26 protein-coding genes and 1 tRNA gene are annotated in these 23103 nt (G+C 60.5%); 10 read left to right on the forward strand and 17 right to left on the reverse strand.

The genetic code is table 11. The annotated features are described in order from the left end of the window. Positions 1-42: 42 nt before the first annotated feature. The 6 genes from OS035_RS07755 to OS035_RS07780 form a co-directional block, all read right to left on the reverse strand. Positions 43-1320 (reverse strand): AAA family ATPase, encoded by a 1278-nt coding sequence (locus OS035_RS07755; protein WP_097628476.1) that lies wholly within the window; start codon positions 1318-1320, stop codon positions 43-45. Positions 1321-1334: 14 nt separating this feature from the next. Further along, positions 1335-2093, reverse strand: a complete 759-nt coding sequence (locus OS035_RS07760; RefSeq protein WP_097628323.1) for a CpaD family pilus assembly protein — start codon at positions 2091-2093, stop codon at positions 1335-1337. Continuing rightward, entirely contained in the window at positions 2090-3589 is a 1500-nt protein-coding gene (locus OS035_RS07765) for a type II and III secretion system protein family protein (protein WP_097628324.1), read from the reverse strand. Before OS035_RS07765 ends, OS035_RS07760 begins: the two co-directional genes overlap by 4 nt. A gap of 12 nt (positions 3590-3601) precedes the next feature. Continuing rightward, the gene (gene cpaB, locus OS035_RS07770; RefSeq protein WP_097628325.1) at positions 3602-4417 is read right to left on the reverse strand and encodes a Flp pilus assembly protein CpaB; all 816 of its coding nucleotides are present in this window, start codon (positions 4415-4417) and stop codon (positions 3602-3604) included. A gap of 110 nt (positions 4418-4527) precedes the next feature. Then, positions 4528-5040, reverse strand: a complete 513-nt coding sequence (locus OS035_RS07775; RefSeq protein WP_097628326.1) for an A24 family peptidase — start codon at positions 5038-5040, stop codon at positions 4528-4530. Positions 5041-5165: 125 nt separating this feature from the next. Then, entirely contained in the window at positions 5166-5351 is a 186-nt protein-coding gene (locus OS035_RS07780; RefSeq protein ID WP_003589224.1) for a Flp family type IVb pilin, read from the reverse strand. Positions 5352-5729: 378 nt separating this feature from the next. Here OS035_RS07780 and OS035_RS07785 point away from each other — a divergent pair, with 378 nt between their 5' ends. The 7 genes from OS035_RS07785 to OS035_RS07815 all read left to right on the forward strand — a co-directional run bounded on the left by OS035_RS07785 (position 5730) and on the right by OS035_RS07815 (position 11198). Further along, positions 5730-6140 carry a pilus assembly protein N-terminal domain-containing protein gene (locus OS035_RS07785; protein WP_131710695.1) on the forward strand — a complete coding sequence of 137 codons (411 nt, stop codon included), beginning with the start codon at positions 5730-5732 and terminating at the stop codon, positions 6138-6140. Between the two features lie 115 nt (positions 6141-6255). After that, complete coding sequence (locus tag OS035_RS07790; protein ID WP_097628328.1) at positions 6256-6891, forward strand: TadE/TadG family type IV pilus assembly protein; 636 nt, start codon at positions 6256-6258, stop codon at positions 6889-6891. Further along, entirely contained in the window at positions 6891-7472 is a 582-nt protein-coding gene (locus OS035_RS07795) for a TadE/TadG family type IV pilus assembly protein (RefSeq protein ID WP_097628329.1), read from the forward strand. The genes OS035_RS07790 and OS035_RS07795 overlap by 1 nt, the downstream gene beginning before the upstream one ends. A gap of 100 nt (positions 7473-7572) precedes the next feature. Next, complete coding sequence (locus OS035_RS07800; RefSeq protein WP_310804262.1) at positions 7573-8793, forward strand: phosphopentomutase; 1221 nt, start codon at positions 7573-7575, stop codon at positions 8791-8793. After that, positions 8790-9758, forward strand: a complete 969-nt coding sequence (locus OS035_RS07805; RefSeq protein WP_331813597.1) for an adenosine deaminase — start codon at positions 8790-8792, stop codon at positions 9756-9758. Before OS035_RS07800 ends, OS035_RS07805 begins: the two co-directional genes overlap by 4 nt. A 112-nt stretch (positions 9759-9870) precedes the next feature. Then, complete coding sequence (upp, locus tag OS035_RS07810) at positions 9871-10500, forward strand: uracil phosphoribosyltransferase (protein WP_097628332.1); 630 nt, start codon at positions 9871-9873, stop codon at positions 10498-10500. A 128-nt stretch (positions 10501-10628) separates the two neighbouring features. After that, positions 10629-11198, forward strand: coding sequence for a TIGR02281 family clan AA aspartic protease (locus tag OS035_RS07815; RefSeq protein WP_183856579.1), 570 nt, complete (start codon positions 10629-10631; stop codon positions 11196-11198). 5 nt (positions 11199-11203) lie between these two features. On the opposite strand, the gene deoA is transcribed toward OS035_RS07815, so the two are convergent. The 9 genes from deoA to OS035_RS07860 form a co-directional block, all read right to left on the reverse strand. After that, positions 11204-12511 carry a thymidine phosphorylase gene (gene deoA, locus OS035_RS07820; RefSeq protein ID WP_183856581.1) on the reverse strand — a complete coding sequence of 436 codons (1308 nt, stop codon included), beginning with the start codon at positions 12509-12511 and terminating at the stop codon, positions 11204-11206. A gap of 1 nt (position 12512) precedes the next feature. After that, a complete protein-coding gene (gene deoC / locus OS035_RS07825) occupies positions 12513-13289 on the reverse strand; it encodes a deoxyribose-phosphate aldolase (protein WP_097628335.1) in 777 nt (258 codons plus the stop codon). A gap of 114 nt (positions 13290-13403) precedes the next feature. Beyond that, entirely contained in the window at positions 13404-14204 is an 801-nt protein-coding gene (locus OS035_RS07830; protein ID WP_331813598.1) for a purine-nucleoside phosphorylase, read from the reverse strand. Further along, positions 14201-14590 carry a cytidine deaminase gene (locus tag OS035_RS07835; RefSeq protein WP_097628337.1) on the reverse strand — a complete coding sequence of 130 codons (390 nt, stop codon included), beginning with the start codon at positions 14588-14590 and terminating at the stop codon, positions 14201-14203. The genes OS035_RS07830 and OS035_RS07835 overlap by 4 nt, the downstream gene beginning before the upstream one ends. A gap of 1 nt (position 14591) precedes the next feature. Continuing rightward, the gene (locus tag OS035_RS07840) at positions 14592-15563 is read right to left on the reverse strand and encodes an ABC transporter permease (RefSeq protein ID WP_097628338.1); all 972 of its coding nucleotides are present in this window, start codon (positions 15561-15563) and stop codon (positions 14592-14594) included. 10 nt (positions 15564-15573) lie between these two features. Further along, entirely contained in the window at positions 15574-16677 is a 1104-nt protein-coding gene (locus tag OS035_RS07845) for an ABC transporter permease (RefSeq protein WP_097628339.1), read from the reverse strand. A gap of 7 nt (positions 16678-16684) precedes the next feature. Next, a complete protein-coding gene (locus OS035_RS07850; protein ID WP_097628340.1) occupies positions 16685-18196 on the reverse strand; it encodes an ABC transporter ATP-binding protein in 1512 nt (503 codons plus the stop codon). Between the two features lie 88 nt (positions 18197-18284). Beyond that, complete coding sequence (locus tag OS035_RS07855) at positions 18285-19277, reverse strand: BMP family lipoprotein (protein WP_097628341.1); 993 nt, start codon at positions 19275-19277, stop codon at positions 18285-18287. Between the two features lie 315 nt (positions 19278-19592). Beyond that, positions 19593-19910 (reverse strand): hypothetical protein, encoded by a 318-nt coding sequence (locus OS035_RS07860; RefSeq protein WP_097628342.1) that lies wholly within the window; start codon positions 19908-19910, stop codon positions 19593-19595. 227 nt (positions 19911-20137) lie between these two features. On the opposite strand from OS035_RS07860, the gene OS035_RS07865 reads away from it, so the two are divergent. Beyond that, positions 20138-20227: transfer RNA gene (locus OS035_RS07865), tRNA-Ser, on the forward strand. 106 nt (positions 20228-20333) lie between these two features. Here OS035_RS07865 and OS035_RS07870 read toward each other — a convergent pair. Beyond that, on the reverse strand, positions 20334-20810 hold the full coding sequence (locus tag OS035_RS07870; RefSeq protein WP_097628343.1) for an Lrp/AsnC family transcriptional regulator: 477 nt from the start codon (positions 20808-20810) through the stop codon (positions 20334-20336). A 41-nt stretch (positions 20811-20851) separates the two neighbouring features. On the opposite strand from OS035_RS07870, the gene OS035_RS07875 reads away from it, so the two are divergent. After that, positions 20852-21472 (forward strand): RBBP9/YdeN family alpha/beta hydrolase, encoded by a 621-nt coding sequence (locus OS035_RS07875; RefSeq protein WP_097628344.1) that lies wholly within the window; start codon positions 20852-20854, stop codon positions 21470-21472. 243 nt (positions 21473-21715) lie between these two features. Here OS035_RS07875 and OS035_RS07880 read toward each other — a convergent pair whose 3' ends face one another. Further along, positions 21716-22528, reverse strand: coding sequence for a hypothetical protein (locus OS035_RS07880; RefSeq protein ID WP_331813599.1), 813 nt, complete (start codon positions 22526-22528; stop codon positions 21716-21718). Positions 22529-22740: 212 nt separating this feature from the next. On the opposite strand from OS035_RS07880, the gene OS035_RS07885 reads away from it, so the two are divergent. After that, positions 22741-22950, forward strand: coding sequence for a KTSC domain-containing protein (locus tag OS035_RS07885; RefSeq protein ID WP_097628345.1), 210 nt, complete (start codon positions 22741-22743; stop codon positions 22948-22950). Positions 22951-23103 lie beyond the last annotated feature (153 nt).

Below are 23103 nucleotides of genomic sequence, written 5' to 3' on the forward strand. Positions count from 1 at the left end.
CTGGCGAAACCGCTGCACAGTTTTGCTGGAATTGCTCATCGTCTACTTACGCTTCAGGAGGCCCAGCAAGCCGCCCTTCTTCGCCTTCCTGATTGCAACACGGCCGGTGACGATGTGCGCGATCTGCGAAAAGGTCTCCGCCGTCGGCGATTTTGGGTCGACTTCCGAGATCATCCGGCCGCTATTGGCGGCGTTGCCGAAAAGATTGATGTCGAAGGGGATGATCGCGATCGGATCGATCTCCAGCGGCTCACAGAAATCCGACGGTGAAATCTCCGGGCGCTTCGGCATGCCGACCTGATTGAGGACGAGATGCGGCGGCTTGTCGTTCGGCCGCATCTTGCGCAGCGCATCCAGCATGTTCTTGGCATTGCGCAGGTTGGCGAGATCGGGAACGGCGGTGATGACCACCTCGTCAGCGCTCGACAGCACCGAGCGTGTCCATTCCGACCATGCATGCGGAACGTCGAGCACGGTGACGGGCGCGCTGCGCTGCAGAACATCGAGCACCGGCTGGAAAGCATGGCCGTCGAAATCATAGGCGCGGTCGAGCAGCGAGGGTGCTGCAAGCAGGGAAAGATGCTCGGAGCATTTCGTCAGCAGGCGGTCGAGGAAGACCTCGTCGAGACGATCGGGCGCAAAGACCGCTTCGGCGATGCCGAGCGCCGGATCCTGATCGAAGTCGATGTTCGCCGTGCCATATGGCAGGTCGAGATCGGCCAGGATCGTTTCAGTGGAGAAGAGATTGGAAATGCCGAAGGCGCAATTATGCGCGATGGTCGAAGCGCCGGTGCCGCCTTTCGAGCCGATGAAGGCGATGCTGCGGCCGAGCGGCTCGGCTTCTGGATCGACGAAGATCGAGGCCATCGCCGTCAGAATATCAGGCATGGCGACCGGTTGGACCATATATTCGGAGATGCCGTTACGGATGAGTTCGCGATAAAGCGCGATATCGTTGTAGTAGCCGACGATGACGACCTTGGTCGTCGGGTCGCAGACAGCGGCGAGCGGCGCAAGCTCGGCGAGGAGGCTGCCCGCGTTCGCCTTGGTCTCGAGGATGATGAGGTTCGGCGTCGGGGCGCCGGAAAACATATTGGCGGCAGCGGCGATGCCGCCGCTGGTGATGCGCAGGCTGACCTTGGCCACACGTCGATCATTGGCGCAGCGTTCCATGACCTGCTGCAAAGCCTCACTCTCGCAGAAGGCATGCACGGAGATGCGTGGCAGCGGCCGCATGTTTTCCAAATCCGCCATGCGCACGGCCTCCTCGGCGTGGCGAAGCTCGCTCGGATTTTTGATTTCGTATTCGATCGCGCTCATCATCCCGTTCCGTCTCAGAAGCTGCTGTCGCTGCCGGTGACCTCTTCGATCGTCGACGTGGTCGTCCGGTATTCCTGGATAGCATTGTTGCGCCGCTGTGCGTCGATCGGCGTCATGCCGCGGGGCGCCACCAGATCCTCCGGATTGGCGATCTGGGCGGCGAGGTTGTTCTGCGAGGCACAGCCGAAATTATAGTAATTCTGGTTGGTGAAATCGTTCGAGATGTCTTTCGGCCACTGGCCGCATTGAGTGGTGATGGCAGTGGTGCCGGTAAAGCTCAGCCGGATCGGCGCCGCATCGCCGGGCCCGACCGCGGCATAGGAGGTATTGACGATTTTCGAGCTTGCGATTCCCCTTGAGGCCAGCTCGGCACGGACCTGATTGCGCAGCTGATAGGCTGCCGCCGAATTCGGCGAGCCTTGCGGCGACAGCACATAAACCGGACCCGAGGCGCGGGCGATATAGTTTGCGGCAAAACCGCGAATGAGGTCGCGCTGGGCGTTTGTCAGCCGGCGATCGGTGGAGGCGACGGGTATATCGACCGTCTGTTCCGCTTCGGTCACGATGATCGGATGGCGGGCGCGATAGTCGTCGGGAATGCCGCCGGTCGTCAGCTGGTCGTGCGGGCCGGCGCATCCGGAAAGCACGGCCAGCGCCATGGCGACCGCGGCAAAAAGCCCCTTCTCGATTCCGAGGCGGGGTGTCGTCGAATTGATATGGGCCATCGCCTGATCTCTGTTCTCTTCCATTGCTGCCGATCCTGCCCCGCTCATTTGTAGATGAACCCGATCGATCCGTGGAACTGTGCATCGGCGACGGGCGCCTCGCGGCGGCCATAGACCTTGTTGACGCGGTTGAGGAAGAAGGTCGCACCGTCGTTCTCGGGGCTGAAATTATCGTCCGGCCGATTGAGTTGATTGCGCGCCACCGGACGCACCAGATAGGGCGTCGCGATGATGACAAGCTCGGTTTCCTGACGCTCGAAACCCTTCTGGCGGAAGAGCGTACCGAGCAGCGGGATTTTCGAAACACCGGGCGTGCCGCCCATCGTCTGCGAGACGTTGTCACGGATCAGGCCGGCCAGCGCGATGGATCCGCCCGAGGGCAGTTCCACCGAGGTTTCCGCCGAGCGCCGCTGATAGGTCGCGCCGCTGCTGCCGGCGACCGGTTCGGAGACATTGGTCTTGATCTGCAGGCTGATGCGTCCCGATGAGAGCACGACCGGCTTGAAGGCGAGGTTGATACCGTAGTTGAACGGCACGACGGTGACGTTGCCGTTGCTGTCGGTTGTCGAATAAAGCTGTTGGCCGCCGGAATTGAAGGTCGCGGCCTGGCCCGATATTGCCGTCAGCGTCGGCTCGGCGAGCGTCTTGACGACTTTGGCCTGCTCCAGCGCGTTGAGGTAGGTGGAAATGTCATATTTTCCGATCGAACTCTTGAACAGCGCCGCCAGGCCGCCGCCAACGACGGATGTGGCGCTGTCGGCGCTGGGGCTGCCAAGCTGGGCGACCGTCATGCCGGAGGAATTGGAAACCAAATTGTCGAAGCCGAGTTGCTTCAGCACCTCGCGGCGGACCTCGGCGATCGTCACCTTCAGGGTGACCTGGTCTTCGCCTTCGATCTGCAGCAGGTTGACGACCTGCGAGGTCTGGCGGCCTTCGGCAAAGAGCGCCACCGAGCTGTCGCCGCCGGTACCCGATGCCGTCTCGGTTCTGGTCGTCGCTTCGCCGCCCTTCAGGAAGACCTGCGCCAGATCGGCCGCCTGCGTGGCATCCTGCGGCGTGCGCACGGTGCCGGTCAGCACGATGTTGTCGGAGACGATTTCGACATTGATGTTGGAGTCTGGAATGAAGCGGTGGAGATTGACTTCGAGGCCGGAAACATCGCGCTCGATCTCGATGTCGAGATTGACGATCTCCTGCCCGCCGGCGCCGAAAACAAAAATATTCGTCTGGCCGACCTTCTTGCCGAACAGGTAGATGCGCCGCGAGGTGCGGGTGACGGCATCGGCCATGGTCGGATCGGAGACGAGAATATCATGCGCATCCTCCGGCAGATCGACGACAACAGCCTTGTTCAGCCCAAGCTTCAGCCGACGATGGGCATCGCGGCCGGTCTGCGAGATGCGGACCAGGTTTTCGGAATCGGCACGCGCCTCGCTTGAGCCCAGAAACGGCGCGAAAGAGGCCGGCGCAATACCGGAGACGCCGACCGCCAGCGAGAAGAAACCTGTCAGGAGAAGCCCGGCGCGCCGCGTTGAATTGCCCATTTGCACGTTCTTTTACTCCGCCTTCGGCGCGGCGCTGGCATCGGTGACGATGGCGCCCGATTTGATGACCTGAATGCTCGCACTGCCGTTGTCGCCGCTCAGCAGATAGTCCGCAGCGCTGGTATCTTGCTCCTGCGCATCGGCGACCGAGCGCAGCGCCAGCGACAGCCGGTCCGCCATCTGCTGGGCGACAGCGAGAACCTTGGTCTGATCCGGCGTAAGCTCGAGTGTGGCGGTCGTGCCGACCACGGCCTTCGAGCCGTCGTCCTTTTCCTGGATCTGCTGGTCGATGGCGAGGACGCGGACATTGCTCAGCACGGTTTCGGTGATGAGCTTATTGGCCTCGGTACCCTTGCGGACCATGATGACGTCGACGCGGTCGTTCGGCAGGATGAAACCGCCGGCACCGGTTGCCACCGATATCTCGGTCGCGACGGCGCGCTTGCCGGCCGGCAAGAGCGAGGAAAGGATGCGGCTGTTGGAATCGGCGACCTTTTCCGGCCGGATCGGTTCGCCTTCGAAAATCGGCAGACGCACGACGGCACCCTGCAGACCCTTGATCGCGTCCGGCTTGTCGGCTTCGGTGATCAGGCCGGGGACGACACCGCCCTGCGGCCAGGGCATCCAATGAACCGACTTATCGTCAAGCCTTTCGCCGACCGCCAGATTGGCGCTCGAGACGAGGATGTTGACGGTCGGCTCCCTCTCGATGACCGACTGAACCTGGGTGACGACACCGCCACTGCCTGCCATTTGCATCGCCAGGAAGCCGGCAAGGCCGGCTGCCACCACGGCGACAGCTAGGATTATAAGGCGGGCCGGTTTCATCGATCATTCCTCAGGGCACGATATGTTCGCCCTGCAGAATGCTCAGCAATTGGTATAATTATGGTTAATGGAACGCTTACATTTTAAGTTAACGGGCATTTAAAATGCCGTTATTTCAGGCTTTCCAGCGTGGTGAGGAAGAGCGGCGAGGACGGGAAGGCCATGAAGCCGCCGATCGCGATTGCAATGCCGTAGGGGATCTTCTTGGCGAATAGGACCGAATTCGGCACCGGCAGGCCGATAGCGAGGATCGTGTTCGACTGCGCTCTCACCATCAGGATCAACAAGGTGATGAAGCCGCCGATTATGGCAACATCGGTCATCAGGAAAAGAAGGGATTCGTTCAGACCGAACCAGAGCGCGGTGGCGCTCAACAGCTTGGCGTCGCCGCCGCCCATCACATTGAAGGCAAAAAGAGCGAAACAGGCGGAAAAGACGATGGCGGCTGCGGCGAGATGCATGCCGATCGCTTGCAAGCCAAGGCCGGAAAGGGGCGCGAGAACGAAGAAGGAGGCGATGAGGATCAAGGAAACGCGATTCGGGATCGTCATGGTGAACAGATCCGAGAAGGCCGCCATGGCCAGGCAGAGTGGCAGTATCACGAAGACTGCAGCTGCGATCATGCGTATACCCGATCCTGACTTGATGCGAAAAGGCTCACGGCTGTTCAGCCTGTGAGCCCGCTCGATAGTTCGGCCGAAGCAAATCCGGCCGGTATTAGGCAGAGGCCGCGTCGGCAACGCTCGTCTTAGTTGGCCGCCGAAGTGGCGCTGTCCATCTTGGTGCTCAAGCCGTTGAACGTGTTGCCGATCTTTGTGCCGAGCGCGGTTGCGCCGGTGATGAGCGCTACGGAAATGAGGGCGGCGATCAGGCCGTATTCGATTGCGGTCGCGCCGGATTCGTCCTTCAGAAAACGGCTAAAAAGCTTGGTCATGGTAACTCCTAACTCCAGTTGATGTTCAGCACGTCCGCCAACTGTTGCCGTTGATCGGATGACTGCAACCTAGCGAATGGGCGTTTCTATCGACTTAAGGAAAAGAGTTAACGAGATTTGAACGAGACAACATGCCTTTGTAGAGTAAGTATTTTCTTACGGGCTTACCTCAATATTTAACAATATTCCCGTTATACCACCTCCATTCATCCGGAAATAGCACATAGCACGATGTCCAACCGCCGCGTGCGCCTCAGAGGCCGTGCCATATCGGATCATCGCGCCTCATTCCGGAACAAGGCTGCTGGCTTAAGGCTTCGTTCACCATTTTTTTCCATTCTATGTCGATATTGCGCTGTGATCGTGAAAGAGGACCAAATGTCATCGAGCGGCAAATCTATTTTCTTTGCCGGCATGATCGCCGTTTTCGGTGTTTCGGGAGTTTCCGCGGCCGCAGACGATGACATGCTGCGTGTCTATATGGATCACGCGCGCGTATTGAAGCTCGATCGCCCCGTCAGCAAGGTCATCGTCGGCAATGCCAAGGTCGCCGATGCGACCGTCGCCGACGCCAAGACCATCGTGCTGACAGGACGCAGCTTTGGCACCACCAATCTGGTGCTGCTTGATGCCGACGGCAATGCCATCCTCGACGAGCGCATTCTGGTGTCGATCGATGAGGGCAATACGGTGCGCGTCTACCGGCAGACCGAACGCTCCGTGCTGTCCTGCACGCCGAACTGCGAACAGCACGCGCAACAGGCGGCGACCGGCACCACCTCGCCCTGATCGGCTTCCCGCCCTTACTTTAGCCATTCGTTAAAATCGTCGCGTCAGACTGAAACGGAAAATCAACGAACGGACCCTAGTGTGGCGGACAGAGAATGTCGCTCGGGTCCAGGCAATGACGGTAATTGATCAGAAGACGGATAAGGCGCACTCCCCAGCGCCATTCCGATTCCTGCGGTTTCGCGCTCTCGCCCGCTCGCGCGAGGGGGCTGCGGCGATCGAATTTGCCTTGCTCGCCATTCCCTATTTCCTGGTGATTTTCGCCATCCTCGAAACCTTCGTCGCCTTTGCCGCCGAGGAGCTCGTCTCCAACGCCGTCGATACGATGAGCCGGAAGATGCGAACCGGGCAGATCACCTATAATCTCGGCCGCACGACCGATATGAACCAGGCGCAGTTCCGCCAGGCCTTTTGCAATGAGATCTCGATCCTGATCCGCTGCTCAACGACCGAAGTGGCGACGCCGAGCAAGCTCTACGTGGATGTGCAGACGTTCAGTACTTTCTCGGCCATTCCGACAACGGTTCCCAAGCTTTCCACCGACAAATATGCCGACATCAACACGGCTGCCTTCAAATATACACCGGGCGGCGCCGGCACCATCAACATGGTCCGCGCCTACTACCGCTGGGAAATCATCACGGATCTGGTCCGGCCTTATATCACGACGATACGGCCCTCCGACGGTTCGATGCCGAATTATTATCTGATCGTCGCCACCGCGGCCTTCCAGAGCGAGCAGTATCCATAATGGTGCCTCTCAACCCGTTCATCAGGCTGGTATTGACGGTGCGGCGGCTGGCACAAGACCGCAAGGGCGCCGGAGCGATCGAATTCGCGATCCTCTTTCCCGTGCTCATTATGCTCTATATCGGCGCTTTCGAGATCACGGTCGGCCTCAGCGTCAGCAAGCGGGCGACACGCGCCGCAAGCACGGTGGCCGACGTCGTCACCCAGCAGCAATCCGTCACCAAGAGCGCGCTTGCGCAGATGCCGTCGGTCGCAAACTCGATCTTCGTGCCCTACAATACGACGTCGCTGACGCTGAAAATCACCGGGATCACCATCGACGCCAGCGCCAACGCGAAGGTGCTTTGGTCTTGGGCGCAGGATGGGACGGTGCCCTATGCCAAAAACACGGCCGTGAGCAATGTGCCGTCCGATATGAAGACGGCGAACAGCTTCCTTGTTCGCACCGAACTCAGCATCCCCTATACGATGTTCCTGTTTGCACCGAACTTCATGCCGGACGGCATGCGGACGATCACCATCAGCCGCAGCTATTTCTACCGCCAGCGGCAAGGCGACTCGATCCCTTGCGGCGACTGCTGACGCCCCTTCTCGAATTTGCCAAGCCGGCCGCAGCATTATATGGCTGAGGCTATGCTGCCTCCGACGTTTCCGGGGCGGTGATCGGCTCTTCGGGTGTAAAATGGCGCGTGCCTTTCTTTTCGTTCTGGATTCCTTCGGCGTCGGCGGAGCGCCGGATGCGGCGGCCTATGGCGATGAGGGGGCCGATACGCTCGGCCATATCGCCGAGTTTTGCGCGGCGGGAGCCGGAGATCGCGCCGGATTGCGTAGCGGGCCGCTTTGCCTGCCCAACCTGTCGGAACTCGGGCTGATGCAGATCGCCCGCTCCGCCTCCGGCCGGTTCCCGGCCGGCATGCCGATTCCGGAGAAGGTCTACGGCATTTACGGCGCCGCCACCGAAATCTCCCGCGGCAAGGATACGCCGTCAGGCCATTGGGAGATCGCAGGAACACCCGTCAGTTTCGATTGGGGTTATTTCCCGACGGAGGGCGATGCCTTTCCCGAGGAACTCATCGAGGCGCTCTGCAAGGAGGCCGGCGTGTCCGGCATTCTCGGCAATTGCCATGCTTCGGGAACGGAGATCATTGCCCGGCTTGGCGAGGAGCATATCCGCACCGGCAAGCCGATCTGCTACACCTCCTCGGATTCGGTCTTCCAGGTGGCGGCGCATGAAGTGCATTTCGGCCTCGATCGTCTGCTCGCCTTCTGCCAGGTCGCCCGGGGACTGCTCGATCGCTACAATATCGGCCGTGTCATCGCCCGGCCCTTCGTCGGCCATTCCGGCTCTACCTTCCAGCGCACCGGAAACCGGCGCGACTTCTCGGTGCTGCCGCCGGAGCCGACGCTGCTTGACCGGCTGATCGAACACGGCCGGCACGTGCACGCTGTGGGAAAGATCGGCGACATCTTCGCGCATCAAGGGATTTCGCGCCTCATCAAGGCGAACGGCAACGAGGCGCTGATGGATGCGACGCTCTCCACCATCGACGAGGCCGGGGACGGCGATCTGGTTTTCACCAATTTCGTCGACTTCGACATGGTTTACGGCCATCGGCGCGATGTGCCGGGTTATGCCGCCGCACTCGAAGCCTTCGATGCACGCCTGGCCGAAGTCCACAAGAGATTGAAGCCGGGCGATCTCGTCGTGCTCACTGCCGATCACGGCTGCGACCCGACCTGGCGCGGAACGGACCATACGCGCGAGCGCGTGCCTGTCATCGCCTATGGTCCCGGCATTCGGTCGCGTTCAATCGGCGTGCGCCGCAGCTATGCCGATATTGGCGAGAGCATTGCGCGCCATCTCGGCATTCCGGCCGGACCGCATGGAAGGAGTTTTCTGTGACGTCGCATTTGAAGAAGGTCGAATTGCACTGCCATCTGGAGGGTGCGGCTCCTCCAGAACTGACTGCGGCGCAGGCGCGCAAATACGGCGTCGACATCAGCGGCGAGCTTCGCGGCGGAGCCTATGTCTGGCATGACTTCGCAAGTTTCCTCGAATGTTACGACAAGGTTTCCGAGGTCTACAGGACCGAAGAGGACTATGCGCTTCTGACCGAGACCTATCTCGACGAACTGGCGGGCATCAATACGATCTATAGCGAACTCATCGTTTCGCCCGATCATGGCAAACGCATCGGCCTCGGCGCCGATGCCTATATATCAGGGATCTGCGAGGGCATCCGGCGGGCCAGGGAAAAGAGCGGCATCGAGGCCCGGCTGATTGTCACCGGCGAGCGGCATTTCGGTCCGGAGAGCGTGATCGGTGCGGCCGAATACGCAGCAAAGGCCGGCAATCCTTTGATAACCGGCTTCAACCTTGCCGGTGAGGAGCGCATGGGCCGCGTCGCCGACTATATCAGGGCCTTCGATATCGCCCGCGATGCCGGACTGGGGCTGACCATCCATGCCGGCGAGGTCTGCGGCGCCTTCAGCGTCGCCGACGCGCTCGATGCCGTGCGCCCCTCGCGCATCGGCCATGGCGTGCGCGCCATCGAAGATGTCGATCTGGTGAAGCGGCTAGCCGATCTCGGCACCGTGCTCGAGATCTGCCCGGGCTCCAATATCGCGCTCGGGGTCTTTCCCGATTTCGGCTCCCATCCGCTGCGCCGGCTGAAGGAAGCCGGCGTGCGGGTGACGATCAGCTCGGACGATCCGCCTTTCTTTCATACATCGCTTGCGCGGGAATACGAACTTGCCGCCGAGGCTTTCGGCTTCAGCGACGCCGAGATCGATGCCATGACGCGAACGGCGATCGAAGCGGCCTTCGTCGACGAAGTGACACGCGAGGCGCTGCTCGCCCGGCTTTGAGGCCAAATGTGGAGCGAGGCTGGGGAAGATCGGTGCAAATTGGCCGCCACTCTTGCGGTCGGGCCGATTTCCGTGAAAGAAACATTCGATAGAAAGAATGAAAGGCTTCCCCATGGACGGCGTCACGGTCATCGATCATCCGCTTGTGCAGCACAAGCTCACCATCATGCGGCGCAAGGAGACATCGACGGGAAGTTTCCGGCGATTGCTGCGCGAAATCTCCACACTGCTCTGTTACGAGGTGACCCGCGATCTCGAACTGACGATGGAAACGATCGAGACGCCGCTGCAGACGATGGAATCGCCGATCCTCGAGGGCAAGAAGCTGGTCTTCGCCTCGATCCTGCGCGCCGGCAACGGGCTGCTCGAGGGTATGCTGGATCTCGTGCCCTCCGCCCGCGTCTCGCATATCGGCGTCTACCGCGACCACGAGACACTGCAGCCGGTCGAATATTACTTCAAGGCGCCGGAAGATGTGGCCGAGCGCCTGATCATCGTCGTCGACCCGATGCTGGCAACCGGCAATTCCTCGATCGCCGCAATCGACAAGCTCAAGGAACGCGGCGCCCACAATATCCGCTTCCTCTGCCTGCTCGCCGCCCCGGAAGGCATCCAGAACTTCCGCGCCGCCCATCCCGACGTTCCCGTTTTCACCGCGTCGATCGACAGCCATCTCAACGAGAAGGGCTATATCATGCCCGGCCTCGGCGATGCCGGCGACCGCATGTACGGCACCAAGTAAACTTCAGCCTTCTTTTACCAAATCGAAAGAGTTTGCGGCCCGGCGGCTTAATCCGGGCCGTTTTTATTGTCGGTATTAGCAACTTGTCAGCACTTGGAGCGTAGCAAGCTTGAAGAATGAGGCCCCGCATGAAGCGGGGTTTATACAGGAAGGATTTCTGTTTCATGCTCGTGCGTACCGTCATATTCGCCAGTATCGCCGCGGTGCTGGCCACACAGGCGCCTTCCTTCTTCGGAAGCACCAGCCAGCAGCCTGCCGACGCTCTTTCCGCCAATTACATCTCAACCGAAGGCGACAAACCCGCAGCACCCGCGCCGGTTTCCGCCGGCAATGCGATCCGCCTGCAAGCGGATGCCCAGGGCCATTATACCGGCAGCTTCAAGATCAACGGCAAGCCGGTGCAGGGCCTGATCGATACCGGCGCGACCTATGTCGCGCTCAACGAGACGCTTGCCCGCCGGCTCGGCTACACGGCCAACCAGCTCGATTTCCGCTACGGCGTCAACACGGCCAACGGCCAGACGAAGGCGGCGCATGTGATGCTCGACCGGGTCGAAATCGGCGGTATTCGCGTGCGGGACGTCGAAGCCTTCGTCCTCAAGGACGATGCACTGACAACGACGCTGGTCGGCATGAGCTTCCTGCAGAAGCTCGCCTCCTATTCCGTCGCCGACGGTTCGCTCAGCCTCAAGCAATAACCGCGTCAGATCCGGGTCGAAATCACCGGCGTCAGCTCCGGACTGTCTTCGGTGATGCGGTAGTGCGCGGCAAGGGCGGCCGCGGCCCTTGCCGCCGCTGCGTCGTCGGCGGCATGAACCAGCGCGATCGGCTCGCCCGCGCTGACGCGGGTGCCAAGCGGCAGCAATTCTGAGAAGCCGACGCGATGATCGATCCGGTCGGCCGGATGGCGTCTGCCGCCGCCGAGATCGATGACGCTGACGCCGATGCCGCGCGCGTCGCATGCGGCAAGCCAGCCGGATCGGGCGGCTAGGACAGGCTTTTCCACAGGCGCCCTGACGAGGTACTTGTCGGGGTTTTCCATGAGATCGGCCGGACCACCAAGCATGGATACCATGCGCGCGAAAACCTCCGCAGCCTTTCCCGATGACAGCACCCGACGCGCCATCCCCTCGCCTTCGTCGGAGGACGCGGCAATCCCTGATTTCACCAGCATCTCGGCGGCGAAGGCGAGAACGACGGCCTCAAGCCGCGTGTCCGCCTTCCCACCCGCCAGGAAAGCCAGACAATTGCGCATTTCAACGGCATTGCCGGCGGCATCGGCGAGCGGCTGGCTCATGTCGGTGATCAGCGCCGAGGTCCTGACGCCTGCGCCATTGGCAACCTCGACCAGCGACCGCGCCAGGGTCTCCGCCTGGGCAGGGTCGGCCATGAAGGCGCCGTTGCCGACCTTGACGTCGAGCACCAGCGTTTGAAGCCCGGCCGCAAGTTTCTTCGACAGGATGGAAGCGGTGATAAGCGGAATGGAATCGACGGTGGCGGTCACGTCGCGAACGGCATAGAGCCTGCCGTCGGCCGGCGCCAGGGCGCCGGTCTGACCGATAATGGCGCATCCCACCTGCTTCACGACCTTGTGAAACTGGTCCGCATCCGGGGTGATCCTATAGCCGGGAATGGATTCGAGCTTATCGAGCGTACCGCCGGTATGGCCGAGGCCGCGGCCTGATATCATCGGGACTGCGAGGCCGCAGGCGGCGGCGAGCGGCGCCAGCATCAGCGAGACATTGTCGCCGACGCCTCCGGTCGAATGTTTGTCGGCGATCGGGCGGTCGATATCCGCCCATTGCAGCCGATCGCCGGAATCGGCCATCGCCAGCGTCAAGGCCACGATTTCCTCACGTGACATGCCCTTGAACCAGACGGCCATGGCAAAGGCGCCGATCTGGCCCTCGGACAATCGACCGGCGGCAAGCGCATCGATGAAAGACCGGATATCGGCAGCGTCGAGTTCGCCGCCGTCGCGCTTGCGCCGGATGATCTCCTGCGGGATCATCTCAATAGCCCGACGCCGCCGCCGATGCCGGCTGCGCTCCGCTGAGAACCGCCAGTATATCGTCGAGCAGGCCGGAAGCGCCGAAACGGAAGGTCGAGGGCATCGCCCAATCCGGCGCCATGATGGTTTCGGCAAGGCTGAGATAGAGCGCCGCATCGGCCACCGAGCCGATGCCGCCGGCCGGTTTGAAACCGACCTTGCGTCCGCTTTCACGAATGGCCCGGATCATGATGTCGGCGGCTTCGAGCGTCGCGTTGACAGCGACCTTGCCTGTCGAGGTCTTGATGAAATCGGCGCCGGCTTCGATGGCGAGTTCGGAGGCGCGGCGGATCATTGCCGCCTCCTTCAATTCGCCGGTCTCGATGATGACCTTCAGCAGAACCGGCCCAGTGCATTCTGCGCGGATGGCCTTGACCATGTCGGTCACCGCCTTCTCATCGCCAGCTATGAACTTGCGATAGGGGATGACCAGATCGATCTCATCGGCGCCGTCGGCAATCGCCTCGCGCGTTTCGGCGGCGACATCGGCCACTTCCATCTCGCCCGCCGGGAAATTGACCACGGTCGCGATGCGCACGGCATGGCCGGTGCCGAGAATATTGCGGGCCTGGGCGACGAAGCGCGGCCAGATGCAGATCGCGGCGCTGTTGCCATAGGGCGTCTGCGCGCGGGCGCAGAGCGCGTCGATCTGCGCCTCGGTGCAATCGTCCTTCAGATTGGTGAGATCGAGAAGGGAAAGGGCGACAGCCGCCGTTTCCCGGATGGAATGGCTATTCATTTTCACTTCCTCTGGAGCATGAGGCCGAAAAGTGTGAGCGGTTTTCGGACGACATCGTGCTCTCACTATTTAATGTGGAACAGGATTCAGATTTTAGGCCGACCCGGCCTAAAATCATCCTGTTCTGGCCGCAATCATCTCTTTCAATATGGCGGCGAGACGGGCGCCGCCGATGGGCGCCATGTCCTTGGTTTCTTCGTGGCTGAGTTCATTGCCGGTCATTCCTGCTCCATAGTTGGTGATAACGGAGGCGGCCGCAACCCTAAGGCCCAGCATTCTTGCGATGATCACCTCGGGTACCGTCGACATGCCGACCGCGTCGGCGCCAAGAATGCGCGCCATGCGGATTTCGGCCGGCGTTTCGAAGCTTGGACCGGAGAACCACATATAGACGCCCTGCGCCAGCTCGATCTTGAGCTTTGCCGCAGCCCTCTGCATCGCGGCGGCAAGACCGGCATCATAGGCATTGGTCATGCCGACGAAACGGTGATCGCTTTCCTCGCCGATCAGCGGGTTCATGCCGGAATAGTTGATATGATCGGTGATCTGCATCACCGAACCGGGCGGCATGTCCTCGCGCAGCGATCCGGCCGAATTGGTCAGGATCAGCGCCTCGACGCCGAGCGCCTTCAGCACCTCGATCGGCAGGCGCATGGCGTTGGCATCGCCCTTCTCGTAATAGTGGACGCGGCCGGAGAGCATGACGACAGGCTCGCCGCCGAGCCGGCCGGCGACGACTTCGCCGGCATGGCCGGAGACGGCGCTGACGGGAAAGCCCGGCAGATCGCGATAGGGAATGCGCACGGCGCCGTCCAGCTGACCAACGAGAGAGCCGAGGCCGGAGCCGAGCACGATGCCGTGGCGCGGGTTAATGGTGCCGAGCAATGCGGCGAGCAGATCGACCGTCGCCCTCATCCGAGTTCGGTCTCGAAGCTGAAGGGAAGAAGCTCGTCCATCGTCATGGTTTTCTGCACGCCCATCTCATCGCAGAGATAGATCTTCGTGTCCTTGGAGGCGAATTCGGAGATCTTCTGGCGGCAACCGCCGCAGGGCGGGCAGAGCGGCAGCTTTTCGGCAATGACCGCCATTTCGACGATCTTTTTGGCGCCGCCCATGATCATGGCACTGATCGCCGTCGGCTCGGCGCACCACCCTTGCGGAAAGGACAGGTTTTCAATGTTGGCGCCGGTATAGACCTTGCCGTCCTCGGCGCGAATCGCTGCACCGACCGGAAATTTCGAATAGGGCGCATGGGCAAAAGCCATGGCGCCGCGAGCGGCTTCGAACAGGTCGTGAGACATATCAACGCTCCTTCGTATAGGGCACACCGCCGGCCTTCGGCGGGGTCGCAACGCCGATGAAGCCGGCAAGCAGGATGCAGGTGAGGATGTAGGGCAGCGCCTGGAAGACCTGCACCGGCACCTCGCCGATCAACGGCACCTGCTTGCCCTGCATAAAATTGGCCAGCGCATCGAGGAAGCCGAAGAGCAGGCAGGCAAACATCACAGGCACCGGCTTCCACTTGGCGAAGACGAGAGCGGCGAGCGCGATATAGCCCTTGCCGGCCGACATGTCCTTGATGAAGGCGGCGGACTGGGCGATCGCCAGATAAGTGCCGGCAAAGCCGCAGAGGATGCCGGCGCACATGACGGCGCGGTAGCGCAGCCAGGCGACCGAGATGCCCGCCGTATCGACCGCACCCGGGTTTTCGCCGACGGCGCGCATGCGCAGGCCGAAGCGCGTGCGGTAAAGCACCCACCAGGAAAACGGCACGGCAAGAAAGGCAAGGTAAGTCAGGATATTGTTGCCCGAGATGACATTGGCATAGAGCGGGCCGAGGATCGGCACACTATGGATGGCATCTGCGCCCGGCAGGATGATCGGCGCGAAGCGCGCTTCCGGCGACAGCTGCGGCGTGCGCCCGCCCTGGCCGAACCAGGCCTGGCCGAGCACGATGGTGATGCCGGCGATGAAGAAGTTGATCGCCACACCCGAGACGATCTGGTTGCCACGGTTGGTGATCGAAGCAAAACCATGCACCAGGCTGAGCGCCACCGAGCAGAGGATGCCCGCACCAAGCCCGAGCCAGGCCGAACCGGTGAGATAGGCAATACAGGCGGCAGCAAAGGCCGAGCCCAGCATTTTACCCTCAAGGCCGATATCGAAGATGCCGGCGCGTTCCGAAAACAGGCCGGCGAGAGCGGTGAAAATAAGCGGGATCGACAGGCGAATGGTCGAGCTCAGAACGCTGATGAAGATGTCATAATAGTCCATCGTCCGCTCCTCAGGCTCGCTTGAACTGTCGATAGAGGTGCACCATCGCCGGCCGGAACATATATTCCAGCGCGCCGGCGAACAGGATCACCAGACCCTGGATGACCAAGATCATCTCGCGGGTGATGTTCGGCATTTCGAAAGAGATCCAGTCGCCGCCCTGATAAAGGATGCCGAAGAGGATCGCGGCGAAGATGATGCCGAGCGGATGATTGCGGCCCATTAGCGATACCGCGATACCGACAAAGCCGGCGCCGCCGACGAACTCCACCTGCAGGCGGGCGGAAGAGCCCATGACCGGATTGAGCGCCATCATGCCGGCGAGTGCGCCGGAGATGAGCATGGCGATAATGACGATACGTGCGTAGGGAATGCCGGCATACTCGGCAGCCGTCGAGCTCACACCCAGCGTGCGCATCTCGAAGCCGAGCTTGGTACGCCAGATCAGAATCCAGACAAACCAGGCGGCAAGAAGGGCGATGACGAAGGAGACGTTGAACGGCGCAGCACCTAATTTGCTGCCGAAGATGCTCATGACCCAGCCAAGCTTGGGAAGCTGCCCGCCTTCGAGGAACGTGCGGGTTTCGGGCGCCATCTTGCCGGGCACGATCAGCACATGCACCAGCAGGTACACCATCAGGGCGGCGGCGATATAATTGAACATGATCGTCGTGATGACGATATGGCTGCCGCGCTTGGCCTGCAGGAACGCTGGGATGAAGGCCCAGGCAGCACCAAAGAGCCCGGCGCCGATGACGGCGATCGGCATCGTCACATACCACGGCACGTAACGATCGAGCGCCAGCGCCACCAGCGCGCAGCCCAGTCCACCGACATAGGCCTGGCCTTCCGAGCCGATGTTGAAGAGACCGGCATGGATGGCGACAGCCACGGACAGACCGGTGAAGATGAAGCTCGTCGCATAGTAGAGCGTGAAGCCGATGCCTTCGCCGCTACCGAACGCGCCTTCGATCAGCAGCGACAATGCACCGAGCGGGCTCTCGCCGATCAGCCAGACGACGAAGCCGGAGATCAGGAAGGCGACGATGAGGTTCAGAAGCGGGATCAGGCCGTAATTGATCCAGTTTGGCAGCGGAACGGAAGCAGTGCTCATAAAGGCCTCACGCGGCAATGCCGGCCATCATCAGGCCGAGGGTCTGTTCACCGGCATCGGGCGTCTTCTCGCCGACCACATGGCCGGCAAACATGACAAGGATACGGTCTGAAAGGGAGCGGATTTCATCGAGTTCGACGGAGACGAGCAAGATCGCCTTGCCCGCATCGCGCATTTCGATGATCCGGCGGTGAATGAATTCGATGGCGCCGATATCGACGCCGCGGGTCGGCTGGCCGATGATCAGCATCTTCGGGTCGCGCTCGATTTCGCGGGCAACGACGATCTTCTGCTGGTTGCCGCCGGAGAAATTCGCCGTCTTCAGCCGCGGGTTCGGCGGGCGGATGTCGTATTTTTCGATCTTCTCCATCGCATCCCTGCGGATCGCCTCGAGATCGAGCAGCGGACCTTTGCTGTAGCCCGGTCGCCGGTGATAGCCGAGCACGGAATTTTCGTATTCCTCGAATTTCAAAACCAGGCCCATGTGGTGGCGGTCCTCGGGAATATGGGCGAGGCCGAGTTCGCGCAGGCGAGCGGGATCGGCCTTGTCGATCGTCCGGCCGTCGAGAAGGATTTCGCCGGAGGCCGGCTTGCGGATGCCGGCAATCGCCTCCAGCAATTCGGACTGACCGTTGCCGGCAACCCCGGCAATGCCGACGATCTCGCCGGCACGCACATCGAAGGAGACATTGTCCACCATGGTAACGCCGCGATTGTCCTTGACCGTGAGGTTGCGGACGGAGAGCACAGCCGCTCCAGGGTTCGCCTCGCCCTTCTGCACGCGCAGCAGCACGCGGCGGCCAACCATCAGCTCGGCAAGCTCCTCCACCGTCGTTTCCGCCGTCTTGCGGGTCGCGACCATTTCGCCGCGGCGCATGACGGAGACGGTATCGGTGATCGCCATGATCTCGCGCAGCTTGTGGGTGATGAGGATGATCGTCTTGCCCTGATCGCGCAGCACCTTCAGGATGCGGAAGAGGTGATCGGCTTCGGCCGGCGTCAACACGCCCGTCGGCTCGTCGAGGATCAGGATCTCGGCGCCGCGATACATCGCCTTCAGGATTTCGACGCGCTGCTGCAGGCCGACCGGCAGCTCTTCGATCAGCGCGTCCGGATCGACCTCGAGGCCGTATTCCGTTTCCAGCCGCTTGAGTTCGGCGCGGGCCGATGCGACGCCTCTCGCCAGCAGCATGCCGCCTTCGGCGCCGAGCATGATATTCTCCAGCACCGTGAAATTATCGACCAGCATGAAATGCTGGTGCACCATGCCGATGCCGGTGGCGATCGCCGCCTGGCTGTCGCGGATGCTGACGGGATTGCCGTTGACGCGGATCTCGCCGCTGTCGGCATGGTAAAAACCGTAGATGATCGACATCAGCGTCGATTTGCCGGCGCCGTTTTCACCGATGATGCCGTGGATCGTCCCCTTGGCAACGGTGAGGTTGATGTCCTTGTTGGCATGGACGGCACCGAATTTCTTGTCGATGCCGACAAGCTCGATAGCGGGCTTATCTGTCACTGCAGGCTCCAAATAAGAAAAGGGCGTATGGCGAAAATCCCCTCCGCCATACGCCCGATCTCAATCGTCGATTACATCCGGGCGCGGATCATTTCGGGCAAGCGTTGTCCGAGGTATAGTCGTGAACCTTGATCGTGCCTGCGATGATATCGGCCTTGGCCTTGTCGACAGCCGCCTGCATTTCCGGCGTGATCAGCGACTTGTTGTTGTCGTCGATCGCGGCGCCAACACCATCTTCCTTGACGCCGAGCGCCTGGACACCGCCGGTGAACTTGTCGTTCTTGGTGTCGGTATAGGCATTGTAGACGGCGAGGTCGACGCGCTTGACCATCGAGGTCAGGACGGAGCCCGGATGCAGATGGTTCTGGTTGGAATCGACGCCGATCGACAGCTTCTTGTTGTCGGCAGCCGTCTGCAGAACGCCGAGACCGGTGGCACCGGCTGCCGCGTAGATAACATCGGCGCCCTGATCGATCTGGTTCTTGGTGAGTTCGCCGCCGCGAACCGGGTCATTCCAGGCTGCGCCCGTGGTGCCGGTCATGTTCTGGAAAACTTCGACATCGGCCTTGGCGGCACGTGCGCCCTGCTCATAGCCGCATTCGAACTTGCGGATCAGCGGAATGTCCATGCCGCCGACGAAGCCGACCTTGCCGGTCTTCGACGCCATGCCGGCGAGAACGCCGACGAGATAGGAGCCTTCTTCTTCCTTGTAGACCACCGAGCGGACGTTCGGCTTGTCGACGACGGAGTCGACGATGATGAACTTGGTGTCGGGGAATTCGGCTGCGACCTTCTCGATGGCCGAAGTCCAGGCGAAGGAAACGGCAACCACCGGATTGAATCCGCGGCTTGCGAAGTTGCGGATGGCCTGCTCGCCCTGGGTGTCGCCGGTCGGCTCGAAGTCGCGATAGGCAATGCCGGTCTCGGCCTTGAACTTCTCGGCACCGTTGTAGGCCGCCTCATTGAAGGACTTATCGAACTTCCCGCCGGTGCCGTAAACCAGCGCCGGCTTGACATCGGCGGCAAGCGCCGTCGTCGACATGGCAGCCACGGCAAGGAGAGTGAGAAGGGATTTTTTCATTGTGCAGCCCTGTTGTTGCTATTCGTTAGGGGTCCTCCCGCAAGTCCTTTCCGGACATGTCTGCGGAACCACCGACCTCCCCCCGGAGGCCTGGCTGCGCGCATCCTTGCATGGCTCACGGAAAAATTCACCAGAAATTTTTCGGCTGGTAAAGATTTGCAGGGATTGCCGAAAATCCGTTCCCGGGGGCTGATTTTTAGACATCTCCGCCGCCTGGATGCCAAATTTCCAGCCAATCCAACGGCCACGCCGGGGCTACGGAAACATCGGCGCCGGATCGGAGTGCCCGCCGATCCGCGGAGGAAAACGGCTTGCCTATGCAGTGAAGCGACCAGCCACCGGCGGCTTCTTATAGCCGATCATCCAGAGAAGCAGCGCAATCACCAGGAAAACGGCAAAGGCAGGCTGCAGCATCAGCCACTGGAAGATGAAAGTATAGAAACGCGGATGGATATAATAGGAAAGGGAGGATTGCAGCGATGTGAGGGTTGCCGGGCTGACATCCTGCCAGGCATCGGAGATCGGCGTCACCACCACCGAGGACGCCGCAACCGACTGGATCGAATCGATGGTCCCGGCAATAACGGCCGCCGCAAGCGCGACAAGGCTGGCCAGACGCAACAGGAAACGCATCAATTCCTCCGACGCTCGTTATGCCGGACAATCCCGGCCGGCCGCGCCATTCTCCACCTTGAGAATTACATAGTCGTCGATGGGGTGAAGCACAATGGACGGGCGGAGGCGAGTTTTATCGGAAGAAGTCAAAAAACTGTTAGATTTCGGTTGATCGACAAAAATTCATCGGTATATATCGCGCCGTTCCGACGATTTGCTCCTATCCAGGCGCGAACGCCCAAGAAGGACAGGTGGCCGAGTGGTTTAAGGCGCACGCCTGGAACGCGTGTGTACGTGAAAGCGTACCGTGGGTTCGAATCCCACCCTGTCCGCCATACTCCTCGTTTTCGATATCGATTTCAAACCGTGCCGAGAGCGGGACGCGGAAGCGTCTTTCGTCGGTCTACCGCGATCAGCAACGTCCCGATCGCCCCCCGCATCTCAAAGGCGCTGCAGCAGGGCACGTCCGATCGGCTTCGGAGTCTCGCTGCGCAACACCAGAGATGTCGTCACCGATCCAAAACGGGCGATCGTATCGACGATCGTTTCGAGTTCTCCCGGCGACGGGACCAGCACCTTCAGGAGAAAGCAATCCTCTCCGGTCAGGCGCAGGACTTCCATGACTTGCGGCATTTCGGCAAACTGCTTCAGACAGGCTTTGATATGTTCGTGCGTCGTGCGCAGGCGAAGCACGGCCGTCATTCCAATTCCCAAAGCGGTGGGGTCGATCCGGGCGGAGTAACCGACAATGATACCACGGTCTTCCAGCCGCTTGACCCGCTCGGATGCCGCCGGCTGAGAAAGCCCGACCCGTCGACCGAGTTCGGAAATCGCAATGCGGCCATTTTCCTGCAACGCCTCGATGATCGAGACATCGGTTGGATCAAGCAGCACCCGATTGTTTTCCTGAAAAGCCATGGGAACACCTTGAAATCATCGGAGAAGGACGCCGTTTTCCGATGATCATTCATTCCGGCGCAAATGAAAATGGATCATTTTCATCCGCAGGAATGATCAGAGGAAAACATATGAAGGATATCATCATATTGCCGGGGATCGGTGATTCAGGCGATGCTCATTGGCAAACCCGCTGGGAAATCTCGAACCCGGCAATGCGACGTTTTCAACCAGCCGACTGGGACAAGCCCGACTTGGCGGACTGGATTTCGGCCCTCGATCGCGCTGTGGGCGCATCGGCAACCCCGCCGCTGCTCGTTGCCCACAGCCTTGCCTGTCTGCTGGTTGCTCATTGGCAGCAACTCTCATCGCTTGACGTTGCCGGGGCTTTTCTTGTGGCGGTCCCGGATCCGAAGTCCGCTTCATTCCCGGCCGAAGCGGCCGGATTCGGCAATCCACCATCGAAAAAGATGCGCTTCCCCACTCTGATTATCGCAAGCGCCGACGATCCTTTCGGCTCGCTCGACTATGTCCGGACGCGAGCCAACCTCTGGGGTAGCGGTCTTGTTGAGATCGGCCCTTTCGGCCATATCAACGGGCAGAGCGGCCTTGAGAACTGGGGTCAGGGGAAGGCCTTGCTGACGGCCTTCTCCGCCGGATTGGCAAGGTCGCACCGGGCATGAACTGGCTCGCAAACGCGGGGTTCGGCTTTCGAAGACGTCGTTCCGATGGTGGTGCCCGATGCCGGAAGCCTCGTGCTGCCGGACGCCGCTACGGCGTCCGGAGCGCGGCCTCTCGGCTTGGCAGCATGAGCGAGGCCGAGCTATGGCGGAAGCATCCATGTGCGCGGATACTGTCGAAAGAACGGCGGTTATGTTCATGGATATACCAGAAGACGTTGGTTATCGCCCGCGGCGCTGTAGGTCCTATTCGAAAATTTCCGAGACGCTCGTGGCTGCGACCGCATTCCCCTGACGTCCTCCCATAGGATGCCGCGGAGCCGCGGAACTCAGCAGTTTGCGAGCCAGGACGATCGAAACGTAGCATAGGCCGAATATCGACGCCCATTGGCAAATCACCAGTATTGCCAAAGCGATGAGGTTCAGTTTTCCGTCCGAAAAGATGCTATCGGCTTCGTATGACATCGATGTTGCTGCCGTCATCAATATCATAGCACAGATGAAGGGCAGAAAAAGTCCGGCAAACAGCCGTAAAAACGTGGGAAGCAAACCGCGTTTCCCCCGGTTGAAAGCAGCTGAAAGACCGCTTTTGGAGCCCGCAATTCCGGCGATAGGCCAGGTTCCGACAAGGGCAAGCAGCAGCGGCAGGATAATTGCGATCACCGCAAGACATAAGAGTAGAAATACATTCCTTGATAGAGACGCGGCCCCGCATGCGACAGGGCCACCAATCCTGATTCCAAACACGACGAGCACGATAAGCAAGTTCTTCCAGATGTAGCCACCAAAGCCACGCATGCCGCCGGTCAGGTTTGAAACTTTCCCGTCTCCATTCAATATTGCTTTCTGAATGAAGAATGCAAAAGACAAGGAAACGAAATATTGCGCTGAATTACTTTTGTTTCCGCCGCTGTAATCATCAAAAGCGACCAGTGCGCAATTGACTGCAACAACAACACACACAAAAGATAGATTACGTCTTATAAAGGAAATCGCTTCACCTAGCATTGCATCCCTGCCATTCTTCGCCTTCGGATGGAAGATATCGTCATTAAACATGGCGCTGTCAAACGTCGATCTTTCTGTTCAGCAAGTGCCTGTATCGCGACGCCGCGGAAGCCAGCAATCGGTAGTATCGAGGTGTGGCGACGGTATCCGATTAACGTCCTGACAACGTAGCCAAGATTCCTGATTTTTTACCATGCGGCTTCACCGCGTCTTTGCACGTTTGGGTTTATCTTCGGCCAAATTAAAAAACGGAGATAAAACAGGTGGAAGAACTTTCGGTCAAATCGAAGATCATCAAATCCGTCTATTTCAGCCAGAAAGACGGGCGGCTGAGGATTTGCTTCAAGAATGGCGAGGAGCGGCTGTTCGAAGGCGTTCCGTCCTCCGAAGCCCACGCCATGGCGGTGGCGCCGTCTCCCGGCCATTATTACCTCGACCGGATCAGAACCCGGTTTCGGCGATTGGCTGCCTGACAAGCAGAGGAATGCCGCCGGCCCACGTCCGGGATTACGCAGGATCGGGACACGTCCGGTGGATATTAACAGCCCTTTAACCGTGCTAACCATCTTGGTTGGATCGCTTCGGCCGGAAGGCGGCAACGTGTCGGCGCTGCCGGCTTCTTCAAG

The organism is Rhizobium sp. 268 (assembly GCF_036571585.1).
GTDB lineage: Bacteria > Pseudomonadota > Alphaproteobacteria > Rhizobiales > Rhizobiaceae > Rhizobium > Rhizobium redzepovicii.